We start from the raw sequence: 12,889 nt of genomic DNA, 5'->3' as shown, positions 1-12,889 counted from the left end.
AAAGTTACGCAGCCGTAGGTTTTACGGCGTCTCGCAGATCGTGCCCGAAGAACGGACGGGTAGCCAGTCCTGGTGCCCCGCGGCGGCGAGATCCTCGTCACGTCGGCCTACAGTCCACCTTGGATCTTTAAATCACCTTTACTTCGCTGGGGTCGTCGTCGGGAATCGCCGCGGTCGCCGCATGGTTGTGCCGAGGATGACCGGACCGGTGGTCCGCCCTTCGCGGGTGCCCGCCACGGCGAGCCGCGCGAGCGGCGGAACGGGAGTGCGGGTGCGCGGGCGCGACGACGGCAAGCGGCTCGGGACGGCCGAACTCGGCGGCGAACTGGGGGAGCGTGCAACGCTGGTGCAGTTCTCCAGTGCCTTCTGCGCGCCCTGCCGGGCCACCCGGCGCGTCCTCGGTGAGGTCGCCGGGATGGTGCCCGGCGTGACCCACCTCGAGATCGACGCCGAGGCCCACCTGGACCTCGTACGCGAGCTGGAGATCCTCAAGACGCCCACCGTCCTGGTCCTGGACGCCGGCGGGCGGGTGGTGCGGCGCGCCACCGGACAGCCCCGCAGGGCCGACGTCATCGCCGCCTTGGGCGAGGCCGTCTGAGCGGGGCTCAGCGGACGGTGAGACATCTTCCAGATCGCGGAACCTGCTTGACTGTGTGCCACACCTATCGTCAACCTGACCGTATGCCGACCGAACTCCTTCTCCACGGGCGGGTCCACATCGACCTCGCCCGCACCGCGAGCGCGCGTTGTCCCGGCTGCTGAGCAGCCACGGACCCGTTCCCCACCCCTCGCAGAAGGACAACTCCATGACGGCCACGCCCGGCCTCGGCACTCCCCAGCTCGCCTCCCCCGACCTGCTCCGCTCCACCTTCCGCCGGCATGCCGCCGGAGTCGCGGTGATCACGGCGCGCGGCGCCTTTGGCCCCGTCGGGTTCACCGCCACCTCCCTCACCTCCGTCTCCGCCGAGCCGCCACTGGTCTCCTTCGGCATCGGAACGGGCGCCTCCAGCTGGCCCGCCGTGGCCGAGGCGGACCACGTCGGCGTGCACATACTCGGCGAGCACCAGAGGGAGCTGGCCGCCACCTTCGCGCGCAGCGGAGCCGACCGCTTCGGCGCGCCCACCGCCTGGCGGGACGGCCCGGAGGGCGTCCCGGTGCTGGACGACGTGCTCGCCTGGCTGGTCTGCCGGATCGTGGGCCGGGTCCCGGCCGGCGATCACCGCATCGTGCTCGCCGAGGTGGTCCTCGGCGACCCCTCGGGGGCCGGCCGCCCGCTCCTCTACCACCAGGGCCGCTTCAGCGGTCTGCGGGATTGATCACGGCCCCCGCGCCCGCGGGGGCCGTCGAGTTCCGGTTACGCTGCGTTGCGAAGGTCACAGTTCAAAGCGCTTGCTTAGCGGGCAGGAACTGGGTGTACTGACGAGTAATATTTCGGTCGGAGCGCGCCCGACGCCCCGACCGGGATCGGCCGCTTGAGGCGCCTATGCTGCCTCCAAGAGGCAGCCCGGAAATAGACGATGCAGTAGGAGAGCCGGCGTGAGCTTGAGGATCGTTGTCACTGTGAAGTACGTGCCCGACGCCACTGGCGACCGGCACTTCGCCGATGACCTGACCGTCGATCGTGACGACGTGGACGGTCTGCTCTCCGAGCTGGACGAGTACGCGGTCGAGCAGGCGCTGCAGATCGCGGAGAACTCGGACGACGACGTCGAGGTCACCGTTTTGACCATCGGCCCCGAGGACGCGAAGGACGCGCTGCGCAAGGCGCTGTCGATGGGTGCCGACAAGGCCGTCCACGTCGAGGACGACGACCTGCACGGCACCGACGCCATCGGCACCTCCCTGGTGCTGGCCAAGGCCATCGAGAAGGCCGGTTACGACCTGGTCATCTCCGGCATGGCCTCCACCGACGGCACCATGGGCGTCGTCCCGGCGCTGGTCGCCGAGCGGCTGGGCGTCCCGCAGGTCACCCTGCTGTCCGAGGTCTCCGTCGAGGACGGCGTGGTCAAGGGCCGCCGCGACGGTGACGCCGCCTCGGAGCAGCTGGAGGCCCAGCTCCCGGCGATCGTCTCCGTGACCGACCAGTCCGGCGAGGCCCGTTACCCGTCCTTCAAGGGCATCATGGCGGCCAAGAAGAAGCCGGTTCAGTCCTGGGACCTGTCCGACCTGGACATCGAGGCCGAGGAGGTCGGTCTCGACGGCGCGTTCACCAAGGTCGAGGCCGCGAACGAGCGTCCGGCCCGCACGGCCGGCACCATCGTGAAGGACGAGGGCGAGGGCGGCAAGCAGCTCGCTGAGTTCCTCGCGGGCCAGAAGTTCATCTAGGGCCCGCCCCCGCTGACCGCCCCTCAACTTCTTTTCGCAGGAGAGCAATCCCATGGCTGAAGTCCTCGTCTACGTCGATCACGTGGACGGTGCCGTCCGCAAGCCCACCCTGGAGCTGCTGACCCTGGCCCGCCGCATCGGCGAGCCGGTCGCCGTCGCGCTGGGCAACGGCGCCGCCGACACCGCCGCCACGCTCGCCGAGCACGGCGCGGTGAAGGTCCTCACCCACGACGCGTCCGAGTACGCCGACTACCTGGTCGTGCCGAAGGTCGACGCGCTGCAGGCCGCCCACGAGGCCGTCTCCCCGGCCGCCGTGCTGGTCCCGTCCTCCGCCGAGGGCAAGGAGATCGCCGCCCGTCTGGCGCTGCGCATCGGCTCCGGCATCATCACCGACGCCGTCGACCTGGAGGCCGGCGACGAGGGCCCGGTGGCCACCCAGTCGGTGTTCGCCGCCTCGTTCACCACCAAGTCCCGTGTCATCAAGGGCACCCCGGTCATCACGGTCAAGCCGAACTCGGCCGCCGTCGAGGCCGCCCCGGCCGCCGGTGCGGTCGAGGCCCTGTCCGTCACCTTCTCCGACAAGGCGACCGGCACCAAGGTCACCGGCCGCACGCCGCGTGAGTCGACGGGCCGTCCGGAGCTGACCGAGGCCGCGATCGTGGTCTCCGGCGGCCGTGGTGTCAACGGCGCGGAGAACTTCTCGATCATCGAGGCGCTCGCCGATTCCCTGGGTGCGGCCGTGGGTGCCTCGCGTGCCGCGGTCGACGCCGGCTGGTACCCGCACACCAACCAGGTCGGCCAGACCGGCAAGTCGGTCTCGCCGCAGCTGTACATCGCCAACGGCATCTCCGGTGCGATCCAGCACCGTGCCGGTATGCAGACCTCCAAGACGATCGTGGCCGTCAACAAGGACGCCGAGGCCCCGATCTTCGAACTGGTCGACTTCGGCGTGGTCGGCGACCTCTTCGACGTGGTCCCGCAGCTGACCGACGAGATCAAGACCCGCAAGGGCTGAGTTCCGCCCTCGCTGTACGAGGCCCCCGCGACCGCGCAGACGGTCACGGGGGCCTCGCCTCATCCCAGCGTCAGCAAGGCCTGCACCGGCAGGTGGTCGCTGGGGAACTGGCCGTTCAGCGAGAAGGTGCCGATCGAGGCCCGGTGGACCGTGATCCCGGGGGTGGCGAGGATCCAGTCGATGCGGTCCCCGTCCGGCCTCGGCGGCCCGTATCCGTGGAAGGTCCCGTACAGGGCGCCGCGCTCGGCCGCGGTGTCCCAGGTGTCGGCCAGGCCGGTGGCCAGCATCGCGTCGTAGACCGGGCTCCTGTGCGCGGCGACGTTGAAGTCGCCGGTGACGAGGAGCGGCAGCGAGCGGTCCAGCCCGGCGATGCGCCGGATGATCAGGGCGGCGGCACGCGCGCGTGCCCTTCGGCTGCGGTCGTCGAGGTGGGTGTTCAGGACGAAGAACTCCCGGTCGCCGTCGAGCAGGTCCCGGAAGCGGACCCACGTCACCATCCGGACGGAACCGCCGCCCCAGCCGTTGGACCCGATGACGTCCGGCGTGTCCGAGAGCCAGAAGTGGTCGTACTCCTGCGGGGCGAGCCGGCGGGTGTCGTAGAAGACGGCCGTGAACTCGCCGCGGCTGCCGCCCGCGCGTCCGGTGCCGATCCAGTCGTAAGGGGCTCCGAGGTCGGCCTCGATGTCGCGCAGTTGCTGGTAGAGCCCTTCCTGGGTGCCGATGACGTGAAGGCCCTCGCGGTGCAGCAGGGCGCGCACCGCCGGTCTGCGGGCCGCCCAGCTGTTGGGCTCGGCGGTGCTCGCGTGGCGGAGGTTGAACGACATGACGTGGAGCGGGGGAGCGCCGGGCCGTCCGCCCGCCGCGGCGGGGCCGGCGGAGGGTGCTGTACTGGACGGGGGCAGGGTGACCGGGGCCGTCGGCGCGGCCTTCCGGCCCGTACGGCGTATGACTCGGCTGAGGATCGGCACGGGTGCTCCTTCTGCGACGGCTGCCGGGCGGCTCGTTGCCGAACCGCTGTGCGGGAAGGAGGGGCTCGGTCCAGGCTGCCAGATCGACGTGGACGCGCCGAGAGCGGGGAGGGGAGTGATCGCCGCGCGGTGTTGACCAGCGCGAAGGTTGGCGGATAACTTCACTATACGGATTGTTGATTCCGTAGAGCGGAAAGCTTGGAGGGTGTGGGATGGGTCAGCAGGAGAAGGTGGCGACGAGCCTCGCAGGCACCGTCAGCGAGGAGATCAGCGCCTCCCTCGCACCGGTCGACGCGGAGCTGGAGCGCCGCTACCCCGGGGACCCGGGCACCCGGCAGCCCGTCCACACCGTCTACGTCCCCGGTGACGCCTTCGCCGCCGACACCCTGCGCACCTGGGGCGACCAGGCCCTGGCCCTGCTCGACGAGCACGCTCCCGACGCCTCCTCCTTCGCGGCCGTCCTCGGCCTCGCCGACGACCTCGCCGAGCCGGTCCACTCCCGCGTCCGCGCCAAGCTGGAGCGCGAGCCGATCGAAGACCTGCGCGTCGACTTCGAGGACGGCTACGGCCCCCGCCCCGACGCCGAGGAGGACGCGGCGGCCGCCCGCGCCGCCCGTCTGATCGCCGAGGCGTACCGGAACGGCACGGCGGCGCCGTACATGGGCATCCGCATGAAGTGCATGGAGGCCCCCGTACGCGACCGGGGCATCCGCACCCTGGACGTCTTCCTCACCGGCCTGATGGAGGCCGGCGGCCTGCCCGACGGCCTCGTCCTCACCCTGCCGAAGGTGACCTACCCCGAGCAGGTCGGCGCCTTCGTCCGCCTCCTGGAGGCCTTCGAGAAGGTGCACGGCCTGGACGCCGGCCGGCTGGGCTTCGAGATCCAGATCGAGACCAGCCAGTCCATCCTCGCCACCGACGGCACCGCCACGGTCGCCCGCATGATCCAGGCCGCCGAGGGCCGCGCCACCGGCCTCCACTACGGCACCTTCGACTACAGCGCCTGCCTCGGCGTCTCCGCGGCCTACCAGGCCAGCGACCACCCCGCCGCCGACCACGCCAAGGCGATCATGCAGGTCGCGGCGGCCGGCACCGGCGTCCGCGTCTCCGACGGATCCACCAACGTCCTGCCCGTCGGCCCGACCGCCAAGGTCCACGACGCCTGGCGGCTGCACTACGGCCTCACCCGCCGCGCCCTCTCCCGCGCCTACTACCAGGGCTGGGACATGCACCCCGGCCACATCCCCACCCGGTACGCGGCCGTCTTCGCCTTCTACCGCGAGGGCTTCGAGCAGGCCGCGGGCCGCCTCGCCCGGTACGCCAACCGGGCCGGCGGCGACGTCATGGACGAGCCCGCCACCGCCAAGGCGCTCAGCGGCTACCTCCTGCGCGGCCTGGACTGCGGCGCCCTGGACATCGCCGAGGTCGCCCGCCTCAGCGGCCTGACCCGCGCCGACCTGGAGGGCTTCGCGGCACCCCGGCGCGGCGACCTCACGGCCGCCGCGCAGTAGGCGACTCCACCAGTCCGCGCCGCGGCCCGGGCCGGCACCGGCGCTGCGGCGCGGGCGTCCCGGCCCGGTCTGCTGCGACCGTCGCCCGCTCCACCAGGTCAGGTCTTCCGGCCCGGCGGCCTCGCCGGCCCCGCGGTGTGCGCCGTACTCGGTCGGCCGGCGGCGCCGCCGGCCGTGGGCGGCGCCCCGGTGTGGTGGGTTCAGTCCGCCGGCGGCAGTTCGCCCGAGCCGCGGGTGATCAGGCGGGTCGGCAGCTCGATCCGCTCCGGTGCGACGAGCGTGCCGTCCAGCTGGCGGAAGAGGCGCTCGGCGGCGGTACGGCCGAGGGCCGCGGAATCCTGGGCGACGACCGTGAGACCCGGCTGCAGCAGATCGGCCAGCTCGATGTCGTCGAAGCCGACGAGCGCGACCGGCCGGGAGTGCTCGGCGAGGACCCGGATGACGGTGACCGTCACCCGGTTGTTGCCGGTGAAGATCGCGGTGACGGGGTCGGTGCCGGACAGCATCTCCTCCGCCGCCCGCCGCACCCGGTCCGGGCTGGTCACCCCGAGGGACATCCAGTGCCCCTCGACGGTTATGCCGGCGTCCTCCATGGCCGCCCGGTACCCCCGCAGCCGCTCGGCCGCGGTGTGGATGCGGGGCATGTCGCCGATGAAACCGATCCGGCGGTGGCCGTGCGCGATGAGGTGGGCGACGCCGCCGCGGGCACCGCCGTAGTTGTCGGACAGCACCACGTCGGCGTCGATCCGCCCGGCCGGGCGGTCCACGAACACGGTGGCCACGCCGGCCCTGATCTCCGGCTCCAGATAGCGGTGGTCGTCCCCGGCCGGGATCACCACCAGGCCGTCCACCCGCCGCGCGCACAGGGCCAGCGCCAGCTCCTGCTCGCGCTCCGGGTCCTCGGCGCTGGAGCCGTTGATCAGCAGGGCGCCGTGGGCGCGGGCCACCTCTTCCACGGCGCGGCTGAGCGGCCCGTAGAACGGGTCCGCGAGGTCCTCCAGGACCAGGCCGATGCTCGCCGTGCGGCCCTTGCGCAGCACCCTGGCGCTGTCGTTGCGGCGGAAGCCGAGGGCGTCGATCGCCTCCTGGACCCGGCGCTCGGTGTCCGGGGTGACCCCGGGCTCGCCGTTGACCACCCGGGAGACCGTCTTCAGCCCGACTCCGGCACGCGCCGCCACGTCCTTCATCGTCGGGCGGTTGCCGTACCGCGTCCCGGGAAGGCGGTCCGCGCGGCGGGTGGTCTCGGGCACGATGCGCTGTCCTGTCTCTCGTCAGTCTCTCGCACCGGGGTAGTGCGCGATCCGTGGGCTTGTATGAGGATGTGGCGTCGAGCATAGAGCCTGGACAACGTTGTCAGATGCGAGAGAGACTGTCCACCGCTGTCTCCGGCCTGCGCCCCCACCGCTTGACCGGCCTGCCTCTTTTTCTCAAGCTTCAACGGGGAGACCTGACTCTGATGCACACCGATTTCGTGGCGGCCCTGGACATCGGCGGCACCAAGATCGCCGGCGCGCTGGTGGACGGCGACGGACGGATCCTGGCCCGGTCCCAGCGCGCCACGCCCGCCCAGCAGGACGGCGAAACGGTCATGCGGGCCGTCGAGGAGGTGCTCGGCGACCTCGCCGGGTCGCCCCTGTGGGGACGCGCCGGCTCGATCGGCATCGGCAGCGCCGGCCCGGTGGACGCCTCGGCTGGCACCGTGAGTCCGGTGAACGTGCCGGGCTGGCGTGACTTCCCGCTGGTCGACCGGGTGAGTGCGGCCACCGGAGGCCTGCCGGTCGAGCTGATCGGCGACGGCGTCGCGATCACGGCGGCCGAACACTGGCAGGGCGCCGCCCGCGGCCACGACAACGCGCTGTGCATGGTGGTCTCGACGGGCGTCGGCGGCGGCCTGGTCCTCGGCGGGCGGCTGCACCCCGGTCCGACGGGCAACGCCGGCCACATCGGCCACATCAGCGTCGACCTCGACGGCGATCCCTGCCCGTGCGGAGCGCGCGGCTGCGTGGAGCGCATCGCCAGCGGCCCCAACATCGCCCGCCGGGCGCGGGAGCAGGGCTGGTGCCCGGGTCCCGACGGGGACACCTCGGCCGCCGCGGTGGCCGCCGCCGCCCGCGCGGGCGACCCGGTCGCCGTGGCCTCCTTCGAGCGGGCGGCGCAGGCGCTGGCCGCCGGAATCGCGGCCACCGCGACCCTGGTCGAGATCGACATCGCGGTGATCGGCGGGGGTGTCGGCAAGGCGGGCGAGATCCTGTTCACCCCCCTGCGCAAGGCCCTCACCGACTACGCGACCCTGTCCTTCGTGCGGCGGCTGACCGTCGTACCCGCGCAGATGGGCACCGACGCGGGCCTGGTCGGCGCCGCCGCGGCGGCGTTGGCCCGCAGGCCGGACGCGACCGCGGCGAGCGTGTAGGCGTCGGTGGCCTGGCGGCCTGGCGGCCTGGCGGCCTGGTGGCCTGGTGGCCTGGTGGCCTGGTGGCCTGGTGGCCTGGTGGCCTGGCGGCCTGGTGGCTCGGTGGCCGGTGGCTCAGCAGCTCAGCCGCGCGTCCGCCCAGTCGGCGTGGTCCGAGTCGATGCCGTCCCCGCCGTCGGTGACGACGAGCCGGACCACCTGCGCGCCGGTGATGTCGGCGGTGACCGGTTCGGCGGGCATCGCGTTGGTCAGGACGCCCGTGGCCGCGGCCTTCGTGTCGTCCGCCCAGATCTCGAAGGCGACGGTGCCCTTCGTGCCCTTCTCGTCGTCCACACCGACGGAGGCGGTGACCTTCTCGCAGGCCCTGCCGGTGTAGAAGGAGATGTCGCTGAGCGCGTGGACGCCGAGTCCCTTGGCGTAGACCGTCCCGCCGACGGTGAGCGGGTGGCCGTCGCCGGGGTCGCTCTCCCCGTTGCTGGTGTCGTGCTCCACCGGCCCCCAGCCGCTGGTCGCCGACAGCCACGGCAGGTCGCCGAGGTACGACGTGCCGGAGGGCGGGGGCACGGCGACGGACGCGGTCAGCGGGAGCGTGGTGGTGACCGGCGTGCCGGACGGTGAGCGGTGACCCGTGCGCAGCGTGAGGCCGTAGGAACCGGCCGGGGTGCCGGCCGGGGCGGTCACCAGCCAGCCGGTGCGCAGTGTCCGGCCGGTGGGCAGGGTGGCGGCCGAGGTCGCCGAGGTGGCCCGTACGGTCCAGCCGGCGGGGCCGGTCAGCGTCACGGACACCCGCCGCGCGGGCGTGCGCCCCAGGTCGGTGACGGTGCTGGTCAGCGTGGCCGGCTTGGCCGCCTCCAGCAACGGGCTGCCGTCCAGGCCGAGTTCGACGGCGGGCGGTTGGTCGGCCCAGCGCGGGTCGGCCGAGACGCGCAGCAGGACCGTGCCGTGGGCCGGGACGGTGGCCGCGATGGTCCCGGCGGTGTTGTAGCCGCGGTGCTGCCACAGGTCGCGCAGGGTGTAGCCGTCGGCGTCGGGCAGGCCGACGGCGTTCGCGGTGGTGGCGATCCGCTGGGCGGTGCCGGATTCGTTGAAGAGGGCCACCGCGCGGCTGCCGTCCTTCATCTCCTTGGCGACGACCCAGCGCCCGCCCGCGGAGGAGACCACCGCGCCCTGCTTGCCGAGCGGGTCCTGGTCGACGGCGATGACCTCCTTGTTGTCCAGGATGTCGAAGGTCGCCTGGGAGGCCTTGCGCAGGTCGGTGCCGATGAGCAGCGGCGCGGCCATGACCGACCAGAGCGAGAAGTGGGAGCGGTACTCGGTGTCGGTCATACCGCCGTTGCCGACCTCCAGCATGTCGGGGTCGTTCCAGTGGCCGGGGCCCGCGTACGGCGCGAGCGGGAGGTTCTGCTTCAGGATCGACAGCATCGAGTTCCAGCCGTCGCTGATGTCCCCGGTGGTCCGCCACAGGTGGCCGACGTCCGCGGCCCACTCCCACGGCTTGTTCTCGCCCCATTCGCAGATGCTGTAGACGATGGGCCGTCCGGTCGCCTGAAGCGCGTCCCGCATGGTGCGGTAGCGCTGCTCGGCGTCCACGCCCTGGTTGTTGCAGTTGTCGTACTTCAGGTAGTCGACGCCCCAGTCGGCGAACTGCCGCGCGTCGCTGTACTCGTGGCCCAGGGCGCCCGGGAAGCCCGCGCTGTTGCAGGTCTTGGTGCCGGCGCTGGTGTAGATGCCGAGCTTGAGGCCCTTGGCGTGCACGTAGTCCGCGACCGCCTTGATGCCGCCGGGGAACCGCACGGGGTCGGGCACCAGCTTGCCGCTCGCGTCGCGGTTCGGCAGGGCCCAGCAGTCGTCCAGGTTGACGTACCGGTAGCCCGCGTCCTTCAGGCCCTTCGTCACGAAGAGATCGGCCATGCCCCTGACCATGGCCTCGTTGAACTCGGCCCGGCAGTGCGTGGAGTTCCAGTTGTTGAAGCCCATCGGCGGGGTGAGGGCGAGGCCGTCGGCCAGGGCGGGGGCGGCGGGCGCCGCGGGGGTTGCGGCGGAGGCCGCCAGGGCGGGGGCGGCGGGCTCCGCGGGGGTTGCGGCGGGGGCCGCCAGGGCGGGGGCGGCGAGTCCCGCGGCGCACAGCAGTGCTGCGGTGAGTGCTCCGGCCACTCTGCGGCGGGTGGTGCGGCTGTGAGGGTGACGCATCGTCGACGTTCCTCTCCAACTCGCGAACGGCGGGATGACGGCATGTACGCGTCATCGGTGCGCGTTTACGGTAGGACGTGTCGGAGTCTGTTGGAAGAGGTCGGAGCTGAGGGGTTCCAGTCGTTCGGATGTGTTCGCTTCCCCCTGGGCCGGGACTGCGAGATCGGTCGGCGAAACCGCGGTGATCGGCGTGACCCCGGGCGGTCCCACACAGTTGATCAGCGCATGAAGAAGCGCAGCATGCTCGCCATCGCCACCCTCGCCACCGGATTCGTGGTCGCCGCCGTCACCCCGTCCCACGCGGCGGGCGGCGCCCCCCTCGACGACCCCAAGGTCTCGACCGCCCTCGACACGGTCGGCCAGCTCGTCGACGACGGCACCCTGGCCGTCGACGAGAACCCCCTCGGGCAGGAGTAAGGCCCGCTGTCGTCGGGCGTTGTGCCGGTGCCCGGCCGCATGGGGCGCCGGCACTCTCGTGTGCGCGCGGGCAGGCGCCCTCAACGGGAGCGGGTTTCCGTGGCAGGGTGGAGCGGGCAAGCCTCAGGGGGCCAACAGAAGAGGGGGAGTCCGTGACCGTCGTCTGGATCAACGGCGCGTTCGGTGCGGGGAAGACCACCGCCGCACGTGAACTGATCGAACTGATCCCGAACAGCGCGCTCTTCGACCCCGAGGTCATCGGCGGGGCGCTCACGCACCTGCTGCCGCCCAAGCGCCTCTCCGAGGTCGGCGACCTCCAGGACCTGCCGATCTGGCGCCGGCTGGTGGTCGACACCGCCGCCGCGATGCTCGCCGAGCTGGGCGGCACCCTGGTGGTGCCCATGACCCTGCTCCGTCAGGAGTACCGCGACGAGATCTTCGGCGGCCTCGCCGCCCGCAGGATTTCCGTGCACCATCTGCTTCTCGCCCCGGCCGAAACGATCCTGCGGGAGCGGATAGCCGGGCGGGAGGTGCCGCCCGAGGCCCCCGACGGCGAGATACGGGTGCGGCAGTGGGCGTACGACCACATCGAGCCCTACCGGGCCGCCCTCGCCGCCTGGCTCACGGCCGACGCCCACCCGCTCGACACCAGCGCCCTCACTCCGTACGAGACCGCCGCCCGCATCGCCGACGCCGTCGGCAGCGGTGCCGTACCGGCCTGCGACATCGTGCAGACGCCCGAGCCGACCGCCGAGACGCTCGCCGCCGGGGTGCTGCTCTTCGACGAGCAGGACCGGGTGCTGCTCGTCGACCCCACCTACAAGCCCGGCTGGGAGTTCCCCGGCGGCGTGGTGGAGCGGGGGGAGGCGCCGGCCCGTGCCGGGATGCGCGAGGTCGCCGAGGAGACCGGGATACGGCTGCGGGAGGTACCCCGGCTCCTCGTCGTGGACTGGGAGCGGCCCGACCCGCCCCGCTTCGGCGGGCTGCGGCTGCTGTTCGACGGGGGCCGGCTGGAGTCCGGCGCGGCGTCCCGGGTGGTCCTGCCCGGCCCGGAGCTGCGCGCCTGGCGGTTCGCCTCGGAGCAGGAGGCCGCCGCGATGCTGCCCCCGGTCCGCTACGAGCGGCTGCGCTGGGCCCTGCGAGCGCGCGAGCGGGGCACGGCGCTCTACCTGGAAGCCGGCGTGCCGGTCGGCTGACCGGGGCCCGCCGAAGCGGGCGGGGCGCGCCGGGGGCCGCACCGGTCGGCCGCATCGCGCCGGGCCGGCCGGGACCCGGGCCGCGCGGCGCCGGACCCGCGGACAGGATCTAGCCGAGCGAGCGGAGCGCGGCGGCGGCGCCGGTCATGACCGGGTCGCCGTGTCCAAAACAGGCCACCTCCGCATCGAGGTCCGCCAACCGGCTCACCGAGTCCAGGAGTTGCGGGCGGTCCAGGTTGAACACGCCCGGAATCGGCGTGCCGTCGGCCGGTGCGGCCGCCACCGTGTCCCCGGTGAACAGCACGCCCTCGGCCGGCAGGAACAGCGCGATGCTGCCATCGGTGTGCCCGGGGACGTGGACCACGTGCGCGCCGCCGCCGAAGCCGAGTACGTCCCCGTCCGCCACGCCGGTCACCGCGGGCGGCGGCACCGGGGTGCCCCCGGGCAGGTGCCGGACCGCCTCGGCGTGCAGCGGCCGCTCCCACTCCTCGAACCGCGGTGCGGGACCCGGCCGTTCACCTCGTACGAACGGGGCGTCCAGATGGTGCGCGAGCACCTCGGCCCCGCTCAGCGCGGCGAACTCGCCCGCCCCGCCCGCGTGGTCCTCGTGGAAGTGGGTCAGGACGACGCGTCGCACGTCCCGGGGTGCGCGCCCCAGTGCGGTGACCGCGTCGGCGATCGTCCGCCCGGAGCCGATCGGGCCCGCGTCGATCAGGGTCGACTGGTCGCCGTCGTGCCAGAGGTAGGCCTGGCCGACGGGGAAGCGCAGCAGGTGCAGACGGGGCAGCAGTTCGATGACGTCCATGCGCCGACGGTAGGCAGGGCCCCCGCCCGGGGGCGAGGGCCCTCTGCCCCGG

The 12,889-nt window shown here is 73.0% G+C and carries 12 protein-coding genes; 8 read left to right on the top strand and 4 right to left on the bottom strand.

Going from position 1 to position 12,889, the window contains the following annotated elements; genetic code table 11:
- The first annotated feature begins 196 nt into the window (after nucleotides 1–196).
- The 4 genes from JK361_RS19275 (at nucleotide 197) to JK361_RS19260 (ending at nucleotide 3,340) form a co-directional block, all read left to right on the top strand.
- Nucleotides 197–598: a thioredoxin family protein gene (locus tag JK361_RS19275; RefSeq protein WP_236053181.1), complete on the top strand. Its 402-nt coding sequence runs from the start codon at nucleotides 197–199 to the stop codon at nucleotides 596–598.
- Between the two features lie 208 nt (nucleotides 599–806).
- Nucleotides 807–1,316 (top strand): flavin reductase family protein, encoded by a 510-nt coding sequence (locus JK361_RS19270; RefSeq protein WP_201819665.1) that lies wholly within the window; start codon nucleotides 807–809, stop codon nucleotides 1,314–1,316.
- Between the two features lie 220 nt (nucleotides 1,317–1,536).
- Nucleotides 1,537–2,325 carry an electron transfer flavoprotein subunit beta/FixA family protein gene (locus JK361_RS19265; RefSeq protein ID WP_201819663.1) on the top strand — a complete coding sequence of 263 codons (789 nt, stop codon included), beginning with the start codon at nucleotides 1,537–1,539 and terminating at the stop codon, nucleotides 2,323–2,325.
- Between the two features lie 52 nt (nucleotides 2,326–2,377).
- A complete protein-coding gene (locus tag JK361_RS19260) occupies nucleotides 2,378–3,340 on the top strand; it encodes an electron transfer flavoprotein subunit alpha/FixB family protein (protein ID WP_201819660.1) in 963 nt (320 codons plus the stop codon).
- Nucleotides 3,341–3,399: 59 nt separating this feature from the next.
- Here JK361_RS19260 and JK361_RS19255 read toward each other — a convergent pair whose 3' ends face one another.
- Nucleotides 3,400–4,308: an endonuclease/exonuclease/phosphatase family protein gene (locus JK361_RS19255; protein WP_201819656.1), complete on the bottom strand. Its 909-nt coding sequence runs from the start codon at nucleotides 4,306–4,308 to the stop codon at nucleotides 3,400–3,402.
- Nucleotides 4,309–4,520: 212 nt separating this feature from the next.
- Here JK361_RS19255 and JK361_RS19250 point away from each other — a divergent pair, with 212 nt between their 5' ends.
- Nucleotides 4,521–5,819, top strand: a complete 1,299-nt coding sequence (locus tag JK361_RS19250; protein WP_201819653.1) for a DUF6986 family protein — start codon at nucleotides 4,521–4,523, stop codon at nucleotides 5,817–5,819.
- 200 nt (nucleotides 5,820–6,019) lie between these two features.
- Here JK361_RS19250 and JK361_RS19245 read toward each other — a convergent pair whose 3' ends face one another.
- Nucleotides 6,020–7,069 (bottom strand): LacI family DNA-binding transcriptional regulator, encoded by a 1,050-nt coding sequence (locus JK361_RS19245; protein ID WP_201819650.1) that lies wholly within the window; start codon nucleotides 7,067–7,069, stop codon nucleotides 6,020–6,022.
- 206 nt (nucleotides 7,070–7,275) lie between these two features.
- Between JK361_RS19245 and JK361_RS19240 the strand changes: the two genes are divergently transcribed.
- Entirely contained in the window at nucleotides 7,276–8,229 is a 954-nt protein-coding gene (locus JK361_RS19240; protein ID WP_201819646.1) for an ROK family protein, read from the top strand.
- Nucleotides 8,230–8,343: 114 nt separating this feature from the next.
- Here the strand turns inward: JK361_RS19240 and JK361_RS19235 are convergent, their stop codons facing one another.
- Nucleotides 8,344–10,419 carry an NPCBM/NEW2 domain-containing protein gene (locus tag JK361_RS19235; protein ID WP_201819643.1) on the bottom strand — a complete coding sequence of 692 codons (2,076 nt, stop codon included), beginning with the start codon at nucleotides 10,417–10,419 and terminating at the stop codon, nucleotides 8,344–8,346.
- A gap of 225 nt (nucleotides 10,420–10,644) precedes the next feature.
- Between JK361_RS19235 and JK361_RS19230 the strand changes: the two genes are divergently transcribed.
- Nucleotides 10,645–10,836: a hypothetical protein gene (locus tag JK361_RS19230; RefSeq protein WP_201819642.1), complete on the top strand. Its 192-nt coding sequence runs from the start codon at nucleotides 10,645–10,647 to the stop codon at nucleotides 10,834–10,836.
- Nucleotides 10,837–10,988: 152 nt separating this feature from the next.
- Complete coding sequence (locus JK361_RS19225) at nucleotides 10,989–12,032, top strand: NUDIX hydrolase (protein WP_201819638.1); 1,044 nt, start codon at nucleotides 10,989–10,991, stop codon at nucleotides 12,030–12,032.
- Nucleotides 12,033–12,141: 109 nt separating this feature from the next.
- Here the strand turns inward: JK361_RS19225 and JK361_RS19220 are convergent, their stop codons facing one another.
- Nucleotides 12,142–12,837, bottom strand: a complete 696-nt coding sequence (locus tag JK361_RS19220; protein ID WP_201819635.1) for an MBL fold metallo-hydrolase — start codon at nucleotides 12,835–12,837, stop codon at nucleotides 12,142–12,144.
- Nucleotides 12,838–12,889: the final 52 nt, after the last annotated feature.

The organism is Streptomyces musisoli, assembly GCF_016741855.1.
Taxonomy (GTDB): Bacteria; Actinomycetota; Actinomycetes; order Streptomycetales; family Streptomycetaceae; genus Streptomyces; species Streptomyces musisoli.
Note: the sequence above shows the minus strand (reverse complement) of the source record. Positions and strands in the feature narration are given on the sequence as shown.

Coding starts and splice junctions, on each gene's coding strand:
- JK361_RS19220 (WP_201819635.1), bottom strand. CDS start 12,837: ATGGACGTCATCGAACTGCTGCCCCGTCTGCACCTGCTGCGCTTCCCC.
- JK361_RS19240 (WP_201819646.1), top strand. CDS start 7,276: ATGCACACCGATTTCGTGGCGGCCCTGGACATCGGCGGCACCAAGATC.
- JK361_RS19270 (WP_201819665.1), top strand. CDS start 807: ATGACGGCCACGCCCGGCCTCGGCACTCCCCAGCTCGCCTCCCCCGAC.
- JK361_RS19235 (WP_201819643.1), bottom strand. CDS start 10,419: ATGCGTCACCCTCACAGCCGCACCACCCGCCGCAGAGTGGCCGGAGCA.
- JK361_RS19260 (WP_201819660.1), top strand. CDS start 2,378: ATGGCTGAAGTCCTCGTCTACGTCGATCACGTGGACGGTGCCGTCCGC.
- JK361_RS19230 (WP_201819642.1), top strand. CDS start 10,645: ATGAAGAAGCGCAGCATGCTCGCCATCGCCACCCTCGCCACCGGATTC.
- JK361_RS19275 (WP_236053181.1), top strand. CDS start 197: ATGACCGGACCGGTGGTCCGCCCTTCGCGGGTGCCCGCCACGGCGAGC.
- JK361_RS19250 (WP_201819653.1), top strand. CDS start 4,521: ATGGGTCAGCAGGAGAAGGTGGCGACGAGCCTCGCAGGCACCGTCAGC.